This window comes from Microbacterium sp. AR7-10 (genome assembly GCF_001878835.1).
Classification (GTDB): Bacteria; Actinomycetota; Actinomycetes; order Actinomycetales; family Microbacteriaceae; genus Microbacterium; species Microbacterium commune.
The window spans coordinates 1-16,464 of sequence record NZ_MJIR01000036.1; the positions used below are offsets into that span (position 1 = coordinate 1).

Sequence of the window (16,464 nt, forward strand, 5' to 3'; positions counted from 1 at the left end):
TGGCTCGACGGCCAGCGCCGACGCGGCGCGCGTGCGCCCGTTCAGGTTCAGCGCTTCGCCGCCTCGACGCACGGCGACCACCTCGACGTCGGATCGCGCGAGCAGCGCGGCGACCTCGCGGCTGAGGGTGGGATGCCCGAACACCACGACCCGCTGGATGCGGCCCCCGAGCGTCTCGTCTCGCAGCAGCTCTCGATACCCGTGCACGAGCAGGCGGCCGAAGCGCGACCCGCTGACGATCTCCGCGATGAGGGGCCAGCCTCCCGCGTGCGACAGCTCCTCGGCATCCGGCCCGGCGTCCGCCCCCGCGACGACCACCGTTCGGGGCCCGCGCGACAGCAGCACCGGCTCGACAGCGCCCGGGGTCGGCATCTCACCGGGTGTCGCCGCGACGTCGGCGGCCGCGGAGAGCGGCTCGCGACTGGGCAGGTTCAGGTGCACGGGGCCGTGGACTCCTGCCAGGCCGTCACCCTCGAGACCGAGCGCGGCGCGCACGGCTCGCTCGCCGAGCCCGGACCATGCCGTCGGCGAGGGCAGATCGGCTCTCCCTCCGCGGGCGTGTCCGGGCACGGCGGCATCGATGTGCAGGCGCACGAACGGGCCGAAGATCCCCGGCTGGATGGTCGCCTGGTTCGCGCCGACGCCCCGCAGCTCGGGCGGGCGGTCGGCGGTCAGCAGCAGCAGAGGCACCCCGGAGTGGAAGGCCTCCATGGTCGCCGGCAGCAGATTGCCCGCTGCCGTGCCCGACGTGCACACCACGGCCGCCGGAGCACCTGTCTCGCGCGCCAGCCCGAGGGCCGTGAATCCGGCCGCCCGCTCGTCGATGCGCACATGCACGCGCAGTGCCCCGCTCCGGGCGAGCGCGGTCGCCGCGAGGGCGAGGGCCTGGGAGCGCGAGCCGGGTGAGAGCACCAGGTCGCGCACACCGTGCGCGATGAGCTCGGCGATCAGATCAGCCGCCGCGTCGCTCGCCGGCGAGGCCGTCACGAGCGCGGGTCCGTGCCGTCGGTCTCATCGTCGAGGCGCGCGAGCTCCTCTTCCAGCTGACGGATGCGGGCATCCTGCTCGGCCGTGCTCATGTGCTGCAGAGCCACCGGATCGTCGTCGGGGCCCATCACGAAATCGCTGACCCGTTCTCCGCGACGACGCCGCCCGATCCAGAACCAGAGGATGCCGCCGATGACCGGCAGCAGCACGACGATCAGGATCCAGGTGCCCTTCGACACTCCGCGATGCCGGTCGGCGGGCTGCGCCGCCACGTCGACGATGCTGAACACCCAGAAGATGACAGCCAGAAAACCGCCGACGATCAGGAGACGAGCCATACTCCCAGTGTAGATCTCCCAGAGCGCGCGGGTTCGGCCGGTCGCCGTACAGCGGGTGCCTAGACCCCGCTCGTAGACTGACGGCGTGAAGTTGCCACCCCTCCTCGTGTACACCGTGCTGCGGCTGCTCGCGTTCATCGTGCCGCTGGGGATCCTGTGGCTGTTCCCCGTCTTCCGCGAGTACTGGTGGCTCGCGGCGCTGTTCGCGGCGCTGATCGGCATGAGCATCTCGCTGCTGTTCCTGCGGGCGCCGCTGTCGCGGGCATCCCGAGAGATCTACGCCAAGCGCAACCGCGATCAGGACCGGAGTCAGAGCGACGAAGACGCGGAGGACTCGGCCTCCGGCGCCTGACGTGGGCGAGGACCTGGCGGATGCCGGATCACCGGCCGTGCCGTCCGTCCGGCGTCAGCCGACCAGTGCCCAGTAGACGACCCCCGCGTAGGCGAGCGCCGTGAGCGATGTGAGTCCGAGCGCGGCGACGAGTTCGCGCGGGTCGCGGTGGAACCAGACGATCACGATCGCCACCAGCCCGGAGAGCAGCGCGAGCATCGCCAGCCAGGCGATCGGATAGAGCAGCGCGATCCACGCGGCCAGCACGAACGGGATCAGCACGAACAGGGTGAACAGCACCTGCGTGGCGCGCCTGCCGATCAGCACCGACAGGGTGCGCTTGCCGACAGCTCGATCCTGATCGATGTCGCGCAGGTTGTTGGCGAGCAGCACGGCGCACGCGAACAGTCCGGCGGCGACCGCGACGACCCAGGCGACGGTCGGCAGGTACTGCACCTGCACCCACGTCGTGCCGAGCGTTGCGACCAGCCCGAAGAACACGAAGACGAACAGTTCACCCATCGCGTTGTAGCCGTAGGGGCGCTTGCCCCCGGTGTAGAACCAGGCGGCGACGATGCACAGCGCGCCGACCGCGAGCATCCACCACTGCTGGGATCGGACGATCACGGCAAGCCCCGCCACGGCGGCGAGCGCGAAGAAGACGAGGGCGACCAGCAGCACCCGTTTGGCCGGGACGCGACCCGAGGCGGTCAGGCGGGCGGGGCCGATGCGCTCCGCGTCGGTACCGCGGATGCCGTCGCTGTAGTCGTTCGCGAAGTTGACGCCGATCTGCAGCAGCACGGCGACGGCGAGGCAGGCGAGCGCGATGGCCCAGTGGAAGAGGTGGTCGACGGTCTGCGCCGCACCCGTGCCGAGCACCACCGGGGCGATCGCGAGCGGCAGGGTGCGCAGGCGCGCGGCGCCGATCCAGTCCCGAGCGGTCACCGGCTCGAGGGCGAGCACGGGACGCTTCGCCGGGTTGCCGGTGCTGCGACGCCGCTGCGGAGCGCGCTTCTTGGTCTTCTTGGAGGAACCTGCCACGGCAGAGATCCTACTGTTCGCGTCTCTGCGCGCTGCCGCCTCGCTCAGGCGGTGGTGACGATCGGCCGGCGCTCGTAGAAGGTCTGCAGCACGACGGTCGTCCGGGTGCGGACGTTCGCCGCGCTCCTGATGTCACGCACGAGCTGCTCGAGGGCACGCGGTGACGCGACGCGCACGAAGAGCATGTAGGCGGCGTCGCCCGCGATCGAATGGCACGCCTCGATCGCACTGAGATGCTCGAGCAGCTCGGGGGCGTTGTCGGGCTGGGCCGGGTCGAGGGGCGTGGTCTCGATGAACGCCGACAGGGGCGCCCCCACCTGCTCGGGATCGAGCACCGCCTGATAGCCGACGATCACTCCGCGCGACTCGAGTCGCTTCAGCCTCGACTGCACGGCGGAGGTGGACAGGCCGACGGTCGCGGAGAGCTGCGCGAGGGTGGCTCGCCCGTCGCGGGATATGGCGGCGAGGAGCGCATGATCGACAGAGTCATCCATAGATGGAATAATAGAGGTGAAACATGTCTATCGCCGGAAATTTTCCGGTCTGTCACCCGATCGGAGGGTTCGATGTCCATCGTCACCAGCGCCACTCAGAGCCTCATCGGCGAGCCCGAGCGCCGCGCTGAGCGCGTCGAGGACGCCTCCACCGCCGAGCACAGCGCAGCGTGGGCGCTGCTCAAGGACGCCGCGATCGCGATCCGTCCGCTGCAGATCAAGGACGGCTCCATCCCGAACCCCGACGACCGCGACGCTGCGGCCGGTCACGTGGCGTCGATCGTCGCGGGCATCCGGGCTCTCGCCCCCGCCTTCCCGCACGACGCGGCCTACCTCGACGCCCTGGTCGTCGACTTCGAGCGCTGGGCCGACGACGGCTTCGGCGTGCCCGACTTCCTCGACTCGCTGATGGCGTTCCAGCCCCAGCAGCACCGCGTCGACGGCATCCGTCACCTCGTCGTCTTCCCGATGTACACGCAGAACGGCTCGAGCGACCGTCTGGTCGAGGCGCTGATCGTCGAGACCATCTGGCCCGAGTTCATCGCCGAGCTCGAGGCCGGCGATTACGGCAACAAGCTGTTCGTCTCGCTGCGCCTGATCGACTTCACCCCCGGCTACGACACCAACTCCGCGGTGCTCTTCCCCGAGACCGTCGCCATGCGCGAGATCCCCTCGTTCACGTGGGGCGCGATCTTCCAGGATCGGGAGGCGGCGCGCTACCGCCGGGTCGTGCGCGCGGCATCGGAGATCACCAACCTCGATCTGCCCGAGCGCGCGAAGGCGATGCTCGACGACCAGCAGATGACCGAGAAGACGTTCGTGATGTGGGACATCATCCACGACCGCACCCACATGCGCGGCGACCTGCCGTTCGACCCGTTCATGATCAAGCAGCGCATGCCGTTCTTCCTCTACTCGCTCGAGGAGATGCGCTGCGACATGACCGCCTTCCGCGAGTCGGTGCAGATCGAGCGCGCGTTCGACGCCCGCGTCGCGGCCGGCGAGACCCTCACCGAGACCGAGCAGGAGATGCACGACTACGCGCACCTCGTGCAGTACGCGGTCATCTTCGACCGCATCTTCCGCTTCGCGATCACCGGCACCCGGGTGCGCAACTACGACGCGGTCGGCGGGCAGCTGCTGTTCGCCTGGCTGCACCAGCGCGGCGTGCTGCACTGGACCGACACCGCTCTCGCCTTCGACTGGGACAACGTGCCCGACGCGGTCGTCGCCCTGGGAGACGCGATCGACGACCTGTACTGGCACTCGATCGACCGTCCGAAGGTGGCGCACTGGCTCGCCGCGTACGAGCTCGTGCGCGGCACGCTCACCCCGCATCCGGCATCGCAGTGGGCCCGGGGCCTGCCCGACGAGATCCTCGCCGGGGCGCCGAAGGGGTACACCGACGCCGTGCTGGATGACGAGTTCCCGCTGTCGATGTTCTTCGAGACGCTCGACAAGAAGATGAAGCCGGTCATCGAGTCGACCGTCGGCATCCGCGGCACCGACGACTGACACGCATCGGAGGGGGCGGGAGCAGATGGCCTCCCGCCCCCTCTCGCACCGAGGAGCGAACCATGACCGCGACCCGCACCGTCGTCCTCGCCGGCGCCACCAGCGACGCCGGCCTGGCCACCGCGACCGCGCTGATCGCCGCCGGAGCGCGGGTGATCGCGACGGGTCGCGCGGCGGATCGCCTGACACCGTTGCGGGATGCCGGGGCGCAGACCGAGATCGCCGACGCCACCTCCTTCGTCGAGATGACCGCGCTGGCGGCGCGGCTGGGCACCGTCGACGCGGTGATCCCGCTGGTCGGCGGCTGGCGCGGAGGCGGGGGCCTCGCAGGGCAGAGCGACGAGGACTTCGACGCGCTGCTGCCAGCCCTGCAGGCGGTGCGCGCCACGAGCCGCGCCTTCGACGCGCCACTCAGAGCGTCGGATGCCGGTCGCTTCGCGATCGTGTCGTCCACCGTCGTCACCCGACCGCTCGCCGGCGGAGCGAACTACGCGGCGATGAAAGCCGCGAGTGAGGCGTGGACGCGGGCCGTCGCACAGGGCTACGCCAAGGCCGCGCGGGATGCCGGCGCCGAGCTGCGGGCGGCATCCGCCGTCTTCCGCGCTGAGGGGGCTCTGCAACCCGATGCTCTGGCACGCGCCGTCGTCGCCCTGTGGGATCGCGATGCCGCGGAGCTGAACGACACGGTCATCGCGCTGAGCTGAGCGTGCGCGGCCTCAGCACGCCGGTCACGTCGGCTCGTCGGCATCGATCGGCGCCGGCGCCAGGGCGTACAGCTCGGTGAGCCGGCGATAGGAGCGCGTGAGGAACGCCAGCCCCGCCGCGACCACCATGACCAGGCCGGCGAACAGGCAGATCAGGGCGATGCCGCGCGTCTCTCCCTCCCCGAGCAGCCAGCCCCACCGCATCCGCCCCTCATCGCCACGCATGTACGGGATGATCAGGAACTCCGCCAGCGGCGCGATCAGGAAGGCGGTCACCGGCGCGGCGGCGGCTTCCATCGCCTGTGCGACGCCGAAGACGCGGCCCTGCCTGGTGTACGGGACGACCTTCTGGATCACGGTCTGCTCGGCCGCCTCGACCGGCGGGATCATCATCATGTACACCCACATGCCGACCACGAACAGCGGCCACCACTCACGCAGCATGAACACGGCGCCGAGCACGCCCATGCCCGCGACGACGAGCAGCATCGTGCGCACGGGGCGTCTGCCGAGTCCGAACCTCGCGACCAGCGCGCCGCCGATGAGGAATCCGGTGGATGCGAACGCCAGCGCGATGCCCCACATCTGTGCCGAGAACAGCGTGAGCCCGTATGGATCCATCAACGCCATGTAGACGCCGCCGATGAGGTTGTTGAACGTCGAGAACACGATCAGCGCGAACAGCCCCGGCGCCTCGCGGATCGCCCGCACGCTGCCGCGGAAGTCGAGCGCGCTCGGCGCATCGGGATCGCGCTGCGGCGTCTGCTCGGGGATGCGCACGAACAGCAGGTGCACGAAGGTCGCCGCCATCGCGACGATGGCGATGATCAGCGTCCACCCCATGCCGAGGAAGCCGATCGACAGCCCCGAGAACACGCTCGTCACGAGGAAGGCGATGCCCTGCACCGTGCCGAGCAGACCGTTCGCGTTGGCGTGCTTCTCCACGGGGATCAGCAGCGTCACCGTGGTCGACAGCGCGATGCTGCGCAGCTGCTCGATGACCCCGCCCAACAGGATGATCAGCGCGAACGCCCAGAACCACGGACGACCGATGTCGAGCAGCGCCGACTAGGGCTGCCACAGGTACAGCACGCCGGCCGCGGCGAACGCGACGGCGGACACGACGCTCGAGACGAGCATCACGGTGTGCTTGCGGTAGCGATCGACGATGGTGCCGAACACCATCGAGAAGAAGGCGATGAGCAGCATGTACGCACCGCCGATGATGCCGGTGGCGAGCACGGACCGGGTCTCGATGTACACCCAGAAGGTGAGCGCGAACCACAGGAAGCTGGTCGTCACATTGGCGATCAGCGTGTTCACGAGGACATTCGCGAACGCCCTCGTCTTCGCGGCTGCGGTCACGGATCGAGGGTAGTCCTGGCCGCCGACATCCGACAGGTGCGGGTCCCGGACCCGTGCATCCGCCAACGACTACAGTCGGATGGTGAGCACTCTGCATGACACGGCCGTCCGCGGCTTCGCATCCGACAACTACTCCGGCATCCACCCCGAGGTGCTGGCGGCGATCGCGGCAGCGAACGACGGACATCAGATCGCGTACGGCGAAGACCAGTACACCGAGCGTCTGCAGGAGGTGTTCCGCTCGCACTTCGGCGAGCGGACGCGGGCGTTCCCCGTCTTCAACGGCACCGGCGCCAACGTCACCGGCCTGCAGGCGATGCTTCCGCGCTGGGGCGCGGTGATCTCCGCATCCACGGCGCACATCAACGTCGACGAGGGCGGTGCCCCCGAGCGCATCGGCGGCTTCAAGCTGCTCACCGTGCCCACCGACGACGGCAAGCTCACCCCCGAGCTCGTCGACCGCGAGGCCTGGGGCTGGGGCGACGAGCACCGCGCGCAGCCGCTGGTGGTGTCGATCACCCAGTCGACCGAGCTCGGCACCCTCTACACGGTCGACGAGATCAAGGCCCTCGCCGACCACGCGCACGAGCGCGGGATGAAGCTGCACCTCGACGGCGCACGCATCTCGAACGCGGCTGCGGCCCTCGACGTGCCGCTGCGCGCCTTCACCACCGACGCCGGCGTCGACGTGCTCAGCTTCGGCGGTACGAAGAACGGGGCGATGCTCGGTGAGGCGATCGTGGTGCTGAATCCGGATGCCGCCGACGGCCTGCTGTACAGCCGCAAGTTCAACATGCAGCTGTCGTCGAAGATGCGCTTCGTGTCGGCGCAGCTGATCGCCCTGCTCGAGGGGGATCTGTGGCTGCGCAACGCCCGGCACTCGAACGCGATGGCTCAGCGGCTGCGCACCGAGGTCGAGCAGGGCATCGCCGACGGAAGCATCAAGGGCGTCGGCTTCACGCAGCCCACGCAGTCGAACGGCGTGTTCGCGACGCTGCCCGACGGCGTCGCCGACCGTCTGCGCGAGAAGTTCCGCTTCTACGACTGGGATGCCGCGCGCAACGAGGTGCGCTGGATGTGCTCGTTCGACACCCAGGAGTCCGACGTCGACGCGTTCGTCGCCGAGCTGTCGCGCCTGACCTCGGCCTGACCGTCCGGGCGGGTCAGCGCAGCAGACCGAGGTGAGCGAGGGCCTGGCGGATCAGCGTGCCGCGACCGCCCTCGAGATCCGCCGCGAGCGCATCGGAGGCGGCTTCCTCGGGTGAGAACCAGGTGACCTCGAGGGCATCCTGCCTCGGTTCGCACGTACCGGTCACCGGCACCACGAAGGCGAGCGAGACGGCGTGCTGGCGGTCGTCGTGGAAGGCGCTCACGCCGGGGATCGGGAAGTACTCGGCCACGGCGAACGGCGCAGGCGACGCGGGCAGCAGCGGGAACGCCATCGGGCCGAGATCGTTCTCGACGTGCCGGAACAGCGCGTCGCGGATGGTCTCTCCGTACCGCACGCGACCGGACACGATGGTGCGAGTGATCTCACCGAGCGGCGTGGAGCGCAGCAGCACGCCGATCGAGGTGACCTGTCCCGACCCGTCGGTGATGACGGGGACCGCCTCGACGTACAGCATGGGCAGGCGCCGACGGGCCTCCTCGAGCTCGATGTCGGAGAGCCAGCCCGGGTTCGCGTCGACCGGCCGCGCGCCGTCGAAGCCGAAGTCGTCGTCGGGCTCGGGGCCGGGATCAGGAGTGCGCACCGCCATGGCTCATTTCTACCAGCGTCGAGGCGATCGACCGCACGTCGACGCGATCCATTCCGCCGGCGTCCGAGGCGGCTGGCAGGATGGCCTCGTGACAGTCTCGATCGATCCGTCCGTGACCCTGTGGTCACCCGAACCGCGCGAGGGCAAGCCTCTTCTCGTGCTGCTGCACGGCTACGGGGCCGACGAACGCGACCTGTTCGGGCTGATCCCCTACCTGCCCGAGGGCATCGCGGTCGCGGCCGTCGGCGCTCCGCTCACACCGTCCTGGCCGATGCCGGGCCGGTCGTGGTACGCGATCGATTCGCTGACCACTCGGGATGCCGTGGGCATCACCACGGCGGCCGAGGCGCTGCTCGCATGGCTCGCCGAGGCTGCGGCCGACGCGAGCTCGGTGGCGCTGCTCGGGTTCTCCCAGGGCGCGGCCGTCTCGCTGCAGGCGCTGCGTCTGCAGCCGTCGCGGATCGACGCGGTCGTGGCGTTGAGCGGGTACGCCGCCGTGGGCGAGCTGCCGAAGGACGCTGTGCTGCAGGAGCAGCGTCCACCGGTGTTCTGGGGACGCGGAACACACGACGATGTGATTCCGGCCGGCCTGGTCGAGCACACCGCCCAGTGGCTGCCGGCGCACTCCGAGCTCTCCGGACGCGTCTACCAGGGACTCACCCACTCCATCTCGGAGCAGGAGCTCACCGACGTGCACGTCTTCCTGTCGCAGTGGAAGGACTCGGTCGAGAAGAAGACCGCGTGAGCGCGACACGCCCGGGTTGCGCTTCTTCGCGAGGCGGGGGTAATGTCGCAGAGTCCTGTCCGCCGTGTCTGGAAGTCCCTTGATCTGATTCGTCGCCTCTCCGCGTAACTCATCCACGCGCTGATCCGACGAACCCGCCTTCCGGCAGGACCCGCTCCGAATTCGAGCCCCTCTACGGGCTCTTCGATCCGACGTCGTCCGACGTCTCTCGCGAAGCCCTCTTCGTCGGCATCCGCGCACCCCACTTCCGGGAGTCGCTCATGTCATCACCGAACATCTTCACCACCGCCGCCGTCACGCTCGACCGGGTCTCCTTCGCCTGGCCAGACGGCTCCATCGCTCTCGACGCCGTCAGCGGCTCGTTCGGATCCGGTCGCACCGGGCTCGTCGGGCGCAACGGTGCCGGCAAGTCGACGCTGCTGCGCCTGATCGCGGGCGAGCTGACCCCGGCATCCGGGCAGATCCTGCGCTCCGACGAGGTCGCCCACCTGCCGCAGCGTCTCACCCTCGAGACGGATCGACGGGTCGCCGACCTGCTCGGGATCGCCGCTCCGCTCGACGCGGTGCGCGCGATCACCGCGGGCGACGTCGACCGCGCGCACTTCGATGCCGTCGGCGACGACTGGGACATCGAGGCTCGAGCCGAGGCATCCCTCGCCGAAGCCGGACTCGACCCGTCGTTCCTCGACCGCACCGTCGGAGAGCTGTCGGGCGGCGAGGCCGTGCTCGTCGCGGTCGCGGGCATCCGGCTTCGTCGTGCCGCGATCACGCTGCTCGACGAACCCACCAACAATCTCGACCGCGAGGCGCGGCTGCGACTCGCCGACATGGTGCGCACGTGGAAGGGCGCGCTCATCGTGGTCAGCCACGACGTGTCGCTGCTCGAGCTCATGGACGACACCGCGGAGATCTACGGCAGCGAGCTGAGCGTGTTCGGCGGACCTTACTCGCAGTGGCGAGCGTGGCTGGATGCCGAGCAGCGCGCAGCTCGCCAGGCCGAGCGCGACGCGGCGCAGGCGTATCGGAAGGAGAAGCGGCAGCGCATCGAGGCCGAGGCGAAGCTCGCCACCCGTGCGCAGATGGGCCGCAAGGCGTTCGATGAGAAGCGCGTGCCGAAGATCATCGCGAACGGCCGCAAGATGGCCGCGCAGGTGTCGGCCGGCAGGCTGCGCAACGAGGTGCGCGGCAAGGAAGACGCCGCTCATCAGGCCCTCGACGCGGCCGGTCGTCGCGTGCGCGATGACGACACCATGAGGATCGACCTGCCCGATCCCGAGCTGTCGGCGTCGCGGCGCGTCGCCACCATCGGCGACGGGGAGCGGTCGTGGATCGTGCAGGGGCCGGAGCGGGTGGCCCTGGTCGGCCGCAACGGGGTCGGCAAGACCACGCTGCTGCGCCGGCTGGTGGCATCCGGGGCTGACAACTCCGGAGATCGGGGCGGATCTGACCAGGAATCAGCTGTCCCGGCGCAGATCCGGCCGATTCTCCGGAGTTCCGACGCGCACACCGACCGCATCGGGTACCTATCGCAGCGGGTCGACGGGCTCGACGATCGGGCCTCGGTGGTGCAGAACATCGCGGCGGCGGCGCCGCACGTGCCGGACAGGGAGCTGCGCAACCGGCTGGCACGGTTCCTGATCCGCGGAGCGACCATGGACCGGGCCGTCGGCGATCTCTCAGGTGGCGAGCGGTTCCGGGTCGCGCTGGCGAAGGTGCTGCTCGCCGAGCCGGCGCCGCACCTGGTCATGCTCGACGAGCCGACCAACAACCTCGACCTCGACACCGTCGACCAGCTGGTCGAGGCACTGCGTGCCTACCGCGGAGCCGTGCTGATCGTCAGCCATGACGATCAGTTCCTGGAACGGCTGGGACTGGATCTCACCCTCGAGCTGGATGCCGAGGGCCGGCTCAGCGAGGTCGGCTGAGGAGCCGGCCTGCGGCGCGGTGCGCGGCCGGGCACTCCCGGCCGCCCTTCCGCCCTCCGCTCAGCTGCGCCGGCTCGAGCGCATCGCCCGCTTGTGCTCGATCGACGGATCCGCGGCGAGCGCCGCATACTCCTCGGAGTCGCGCCGGAACATCGCGACGCGGCCCTGCTCGTCGTGGTGCGTGCCCCAGCCGTAGCGCTTGCTCAGCGGCGACGCGCGCAGGCAGGCCTGACCCTTCGAGAAGAACTCGGCCCTGGCATCCGCATCAGCCGGGTCGATGCCCTTGCGCAGCGCGTGCGTCTCGAACAGCAGGTCGTCTGAGGTGCGCGTGTACGGCTCGTCGCTGAGCAGCCGGTAGTGCAGGGCGGCGATCGAGAGGTTCTCGGCGATCGGAGGCTCGACGCCGTACTCGACTGGGCAGTCGTCGCTGACCTCGATGAACGTGTTGACGTAGTTCGTCGTGTGCGTCATGCGGCCAGCATCCCCTACCCCTCCGACCTTGTCGAGAGCAAGGCAGGGCTCGATGTCGGAAGGTGGCGTCAAGATGGAGGGATGAGCGATGTGCTCGACAGATTCACGCCCGCGACGCAGGACTGGTTCCGCGGGGCGTTCGACGCGCCCACTCCCGCGCAGGCGGGTGCGTGGGACGCGATCTCCGCCGGGCGCAACGCCCTCGTCGTCGCGCCGACCGGGTCGGGGAAGACGCTGTCGGCCTTCCTGTGGGCGATCGACAGCGTGTTCCGCGAGCGGACGTCCGGTTCGGGCGAGACTCCGGATGCCACTGAGCGGGCCTCGCGCACCCGCGTGCTCTACATCTCTCCCCTGAAGGCGCTGGGCGTCGACGTCGAGCGCAACCTGCGCTCACCGCTGATCGGGATCGGGCAGTCGGCGCGGCGCCTCGGCGTCGCAGCACCCGAGATCACCGTCGGCGTGCGCTCGGGCGACACCACCTCGAGCGACCGGCGGAAGCTCGTCAGCGACCCGCCCGACATCCTCATCACCACCCCCGAGTCGCTGTACCTCATGCTCACCAGCCGGGCCGGCGAGACCCTGCAGAACGTGCACACGGTGATCATCGACGAGGTGCACGCGGTCGCGGCGACCAAGCGCGGCGCGCACCTCGCCGTCAGCCTCGAACGGCTCGACGCGCTGCGCACCGCGCGTGGTGCCGAAGGCCCGGCACAGCGGATCGGCCTGTCGGCGACCGTGCGGCCCATCGATGAGGTGGCGCGATTCCTGGGCGGATCCGCGCCGGTCGACATCGTCGCGCCGCGCGCGGTGAAGACGTTCGAGCTCGGCGTGGTCGTGCCGATCGACGACATGCGCAACCCTCCTCCGCCGCCCGGCGCGGCGGCGATGCCCGACGAGCCGGCCGAGTACACCGAGATCACCGGATCGGTGTGGCCGCACGTCGAGGAGGCGATCGTCGACAAGGTGCTCGAGAACCGCTCGACCATCGTGTTCGCCAACTCCCGCCGCCTCGCCGAGCGGCTCACCGGTCGGCTGAACGAGATCTACGCCGAGCGGATCGGGACGCCCGTGCCCGAGGCGGCAGGGCCTCCCGCGGCGAGGGCCCACGGAGCAGAGGCTCCGGGCGGCGCGCATGCGCCGGCTGGACGGGCGAACGGCGCGGCACAGGCGGGCGCCACGGCCGGCGCCGAGCCGGTGCTCGCCAAGGCCCACCATGGCTCGGTGTCGAAGGAGCAGCGGGCGATCGTCGAAGACGAGCTGAAGTCGGGCGCGTTGCGCTGCGTGGTCGCGACGAGCAGCCTCGAGCTCGGCATCGACATGGGCGCGGTCGACATGGTCATCCAGGTGGAGGCGCCGCCGTCGGCGGCCTCCGGCCTGCAGCGCGTCGGACGCGCCGGTCACCAGGTCGGCGAGATCAGCAGGGCATCCCTCTTCCCCAAGCACCGCGGCGACGTGCTGCACACCGCGATCGTCACCGAGCGGATGCTCGCCGGGCAGATCGAGGCGATCGCCGTGCCTCGGAATCCGCTCGACATCCTCGCGCAGCAGACCGTCGCGGCATGCGCGCTCGACGCCATCTCGGTCGAGGAGTGGTTCGATACCGTGCGGCGCAGCGCGCCGTTCCAGACACTCCCCCGCTCGGCGTACGAGGCGACCCTCGACCTGCTCGCCGGCAAATACCCGTCGGACGAGTTCGCCGAGCTGCGCCCGCGCGTGGTCTGGGATCGTGATGCCGGGACGCTGACCGGCCGGCCCGGGGCGCAGCGCATCGCCGTGACCAGCGGTGGGACCATCCCCGACCGCGGCCTGTTCGGGGTCTTCGTCGCCGGCGAGACCACCGGCGCCCGCGTCGGAGAGCTCGATGAGGAGATGGTCTACGAGTCGCGGGTCGGCGATGTCTTCACCCTCGGCACCACGAGCTGGCGCATCGCCGAGATCACCCACGATCGCGTGAACGTGCTGCCCGCGTACGGGCAGCCGGGCAAGGTGCCGTTCTGGCACGGCGACGGCATCGGCCGCCCGTTTGAGCTGGGTGAGGCCCTCGGCCGGTTCTCACGCGAGGTGTCGACCGCCGAGCCCGCGAAGGCGCAGCAGCGTCTCATCGACGCGGGACTCGACGAGCGGGCCCGGGACAACCTGATGGGCTACCTCACCGAGCAGCGTGAGGCCACCGGCACACTGCCCACCGATCGCACGCTCACGGTCGAGCGCGGCCGCGACGAAGTCGGCGACTGGCGGATCATCCTGCATTCCCCGTACGGCATGAAGGTGCACGCACCGTGGGCGCTGGCGTTGAACGCGCGGGTGCGGGAGCGGCTCGGCGTCGAGGGCTCGGCTGTGGCGAGCGACGACGGCATCATCGTGCGGATCCCGGATGCCGACGCGCAGCCGCCCGGAGCGGATCTGTTCGTCTTCGACGCCGACGAGCTCGAGCAGATCGTCACCGCTGAGGTGGGCGGATCGGCGCTGTTCGCCTCGCGCTTCCGCGAGTGCGCAGCCCGCGCGCTGCTGATGCCGCGGATGAATCCGAACAAGCGCACACCGCTGTGGCAGCAGCGGCAGCGCTCGGCGCAGCTGCTCGAGGTCGCGCGGCGGCATCCGACCTTCCCGGTGATCCTCGAGACGCTGCGCGAGGTGCTGCAGGACGTCTACGACCTGCCCTCGCTGCGCCGCCTCATCACCGACATCGCCGAGCGCCGCGTCCGGCTCGTCGAGACCGAGCCGGCGCAGCCCTCGCCGTACGCGCGCGACCTGCTGTTCGGCTATGTCGGCGCCTTCATGTACGAGGGGGACTCTCCCCTCGCTGAACGACGTGCCGCCGCGCTGTCGGTCGACCCGGCGCTGCTGGGCGAGCTGCTCGGCACGGTCGAGATGCGCGAGCTGCTCGACCCCGACGTCATCGCCCAGTTCGAACGAGAGGCCCAGCGCCTCGACCCGCAGCGCCGCGTGCGCGGGGTGGAGGGTGTCGCCGACCTGCTGCGGATGCTCGGGCCGCTGGACGCCGAGGAGGTGGCGCTCAGGCTCGAGGGCGTCGCGACAGCCGCCGGAGACGGTGCCGGGCACGAGACGTCGTCCGCGGCGCCCGACGATGCCGCCGCCCTCCTCGCCGAGCTGATCACCGCTCGCCGCGCCATTCCGGTCACCATCGCCGGCCGGTCACGGGTCGCCGTGATCGAAGATGCCGGTCGGCTGCGCGATGCGCTGGGTGTGGCGCTGCCCACGGGCATCCCGGTCGCGTTCCTCGACCCGGTGGCCGACCCGCTCGGCGATCTCGTCTCGCGTCACGCGCGCACGCACGGGCCGTTCACGACCGAGGACGTCGCGGGTCGCTTCGGTATCGGTGCCGCGGTCGCCAGGCACACCCTGCAGCGTCTGGAGTCGGCCGGACGGCTGACGAGCGGCTTCTTCCTACCGGCGGCGACCGCGGCCGTCGACGGGTCGAAGGAGTGGTGCGACGTCGAGGTGCTGCGCCGCCTGCGGATGCGCTCCCTCGCCGCGATCCGCGGCAGCGTCGAGCCGGTCAGCCCGCAGGCCTACGCGCGCTTCCTGCCCGACTGGCAGCACCTTACGCGCCCGACGGAGGGCGTCGACGGTGTGCTCAGCGTGATCGAGCAGTTCGCCGGCGTGCCGATCCCCGCCAGCGCATGGGAGTCGCTCGTGCTACCCGGCCGCGTGCGCGACTACTCCCCCGCGCTGCTCGACGAGCTCACGGCCTCCGGCGAGGTCGTGTGGTCGGGGCACGGCTCGCTGCCGGGTCGCGACGGGTGGATCTCGCTGCACCCGGCCGATCTCGCCCCCTTCACCCTCCCCGTGCCCGAGGAGTCGCCCGCCGCGGGATCACTGGAGGAGAGGGTGCTCGACGTGCTGAGGTTGAGCGGCGCGTCGTTCGCCGGCGCGCTCAAGGCGATGACGGGCGCCGAGAACCAGCAGTCGGTGCTCGAGGCGCTCTGGTCGCTGGCCTGGCAGGGGCACATCACCAACGACACGTTCGCGCCTGTCCGCGCCCTCATCGCCGGAGGCTCGCAGGCGCACAAGACCGCACGCCGCGCCCCGCGCACTCGCACCTATCGGGGCATCTCGCTCGCCCGGCCGTCGACTCAGCCGTCCACGGCCGGAGCGGGCGGCCGCTGGGCGGTGCTTCCGGAGACAGACCCGGATGCCGCACGGCGCGCGACCGTCACGGCGGGGCTGCTGCTCGACCGGTACGGCGTCGTCACCCGCGGCGCGGTGCAGGCCGAGGGCGTTCCCGGCGGCTTCGCGCAGGTGTATCGCGTGCTCGCCGGGTTCGAGGAGGCCGGGCACTGCCGCCGCGGGTACGTGATCGAGAAGCTGGGTGCGGCGCAGTTCGCGGCGTCCACCACCGTCGACCGGCTGCGCACCTTCGCCGGCCTGTCCGACCCGCCCCCGCTCAAGGCCGTCACCCTGGCCGCCACCGACCCGGCCAATCCCTACGGCGCCGCCCTGGCCTGGCCGCGTCTCGAAGCCGTCTCGCACCGTCCCGGCCGCAAGGCCGGCGGTCTGGTCGTGCTCGTCGACGGCGAGCTCGTGCTCTACCTCGAGCGGGGCGGTCGAACCGTGCTCGCGTTCGACGATGACCCCGACGTGCTGAAAGCCGCAGCGGCCGACCTGGGCGCGACGTCGCGAGCACGGCGACTGGAGACGCTCACCGTCGAGAAGATCAACGGCGAGGGCGTCTACGGCACTCCGTTCGCTCTTGCACTGCAGGAGGCCGGGTTCGTGGCGACGCCGCGCGGCTACGCTCTGCGCAAGGCGGTCTGATTGACTTCACGC

At 70.6% G+C, this 16,464-nt stretch carries 13 protein-coding genes and 1 pseudogene; 7 read left to right on the plus strand and 7 right to left on the minus strand.

The window, feature by feature from the left end; all coding sequences use genetic code 11:
* Together menD and BFN01_RS03290 are read right to left on the minus strand one after the other, a co-directional pair.
* On the minus strand, window positions 1-987 hold a 987-nt coding region (gene menD / locus BFN01_RS03285; RefSeq protein ID WP_071641543.1), incomplete at its 3' end, for a 2-succinyl-5-enolpyruvyl-6-hydroxy-3-cyclohexene-1-carboxylic-acid synthase.
* Window positions 984-1,325, minus strand: coding sequence for a PLD nuclease N-terminal domain-containing protein (locus tag BFN01_RS03290; RefSeq protein WP_071641546.1), 342 nt, complete (start codon window positions 1,323-1,325; stop codon window positions 984-986). The genes menD and BFN01_RS03290, both read right to left, overlap by 4 nt.
* 85 nt (window positions 1,326-1,410) lie before the next feature.
* Between BFN01_RS03290 and BFN01_RS03295 the strand changes: the two genes are divergently transcribed.
* A complete protein-coding gene (locus tag BFN01_RS03295) occupies window positions 1,411-1,677 on the plus strand; it encodes a DUF4229 domain-containing protein (protein WP_071641549.1) in 267 nt (88 codons plus the stop codon).
* A 54-nt stretch (window positions 1,678-1,731) separates the two neighbouring features.
* On the opposite strand, the gene BFN01_RS03300 is transcribed toward BFN01_RS03295, so the two are convergent.
* Entirely contained in the window at window positions 1,732-2,697 is a 966-nt protein-coding gene (locus BFN01_RS03300; protein WP_071641551.1) for a 1,4-dihydroxy-2-naphthoate polyprenyltransferase, read from the minus strand.
* Window positions 2,698-2,741: 44 nt separating this feature from the next.
* On the minus strand, window positions 2,742-3,191 hold the full coding sequence (locus BFN01_RS03305) for an Lrp/AsnC family transcriptional regulator (RefSeq protein WP_071641553.1): 450 nt from the start codon (window positions 3,189-3,191) through the stop codon (window positions 2,742-2,744).
* A gap of 72 nt (window positions 3,192-3,263) precedes the next feature.
* Here BFN01_RS03305 and BFN01_RS03310 point away from each other — a divergent pair, with 72 nt between their 5' ends.
* Together BFN01_RS03310 and BFN01_RS03315 are read left to right on the plus strand one after the other, a co-directional pair.
* Window positions 3,264-4,706: a DUF6421 family protein gene (locus tag BFN01_RS03310; protein WP_071641555.1), complete on the plus strand. Its 1,443-nt coding sequence runs from the start codon at window positions 3,264-3,266 to the stop codon at window positions 4,704-4,706.
* A 62-nt stretch (window positions 4,707-4,768) separates the two neighbouring features.
* On the plus strand, window positions 4,769-5,410 hold the full coding sequence (locus BFN01_RS03315) for an SDR family NAD(P)-dependent oxidoreductase (protein ID WP_071641557.1): 642 nt from the start codon (window positions 4,769-4,771) through the stop codon (window positions 5,408-5,410).
* 24 nt (window positions 5,411-5,434) lie between these two features.
* On the opposite strand, the pseudogene BFN01_RS03320 reads toward BFN01_RS03315, so the two are convergent.
* A pseudogene (locus BFN01_RS03320) lies at window positions 5,435-6,811 on the minus strand (MFS transporter).
* Between the two features lie 43 nt (window positions 6,812-6,854).
* Between BFN01_RS03320 and BFN01_RS03325 the strand changes: the two are divergent.
* A complete protein-coding gene (locus BFN01_RS03325; RefSeq protein ID WP_071641559.1) occupies window positions 6,855-7,925 on the plus strand; it encodes a low specificity L-threonine aldolase in 1,071 nt (356 codons plus the stop codon).
* Window positions 7,926-7,938: 13 nt separating this feature from the next.
* Here the strand turns inward: BFN01_RS03325 and BFN01_RS03330 are convergent, their stop codons facing one another.
* Window positions 7,939-8,532 carry an NUDIX hydrolase family protein gene (locus BFN01_RS03330; RefSeq protein WP_071641561.1) on the minus strand — a complete coding sequence of 198 codons (594 nt, stop codon included), beginning with the start codon at window positions 8,530-8,532 and terminating at the stop codon, window positions 7,939-7,941.
* Here BFN01_RS03330 and BFN01_RS03335 point away from each other — a divergent pair.
* Both BFN01_RS03335 and BFN01_RS03340 read left to right on the plus strand, forming a co-directional pair.
* Window positions 8,531-9,277, plus strand: a complete 747-nt coding sequence (locus BFN01_RS03335; RefSeq protein WP_083428630.1) for an alpha/beta hydrolase — start codon at window positions 8,531-8,533, stop codon at window positions 9,275-9,277. The genes BFN01_RS03330 and BFN01_RS03335 overlap by 2 nt on opposite strands.
* Before the next feature lie 260 nt (window positions 9,278-9,537).
* Window positions 9,538-11,202, plus strand: a complete 1,665-nt coding sequence (locus BFN01_RS03340; protein WP_071641563.1) for an ABC-F family ATP-binding cassette domain-containing protein — start codon at window positions 9,538-9,540, stop codon at window positions 11,200-11,202.
* 60 nt (window positions 11,203-11,262) lie between these two features.
* Here the strand turns inward: BFN01_RS03340 and BFN01_RS03345 are convergent, their stop codons facing one another.
* Window positions 11,263-11,673, minus strand: a complete 411-nt coding sequence (locus tag BFN01_RS03345; protein ID WP_071641565.1) for a DUF6157 family protein — start codon at window positions 11,671-11,673, stop codon at window positions 11,263-11,265.
* Window positions 11,674-11,754: 81 nt separating this feature from the next.
* On the opposite strand from BFN01_RS03345, the gene BFN01_RS03350 reads away from it, so the two are divergent.
* Complete coding sequence (locus BFN01_RS03350) at window positions 11,755-16,452, plus strand: ATP-dependent helicase (RefSeq protein ID WP_071641567.1); 4,698 nt, start codon at window positions 11,755-11,757, stop codon at window positions 16,450-16,452.
* Window positions 16,453-16,464: the final 12 nt, after the last annotated feature.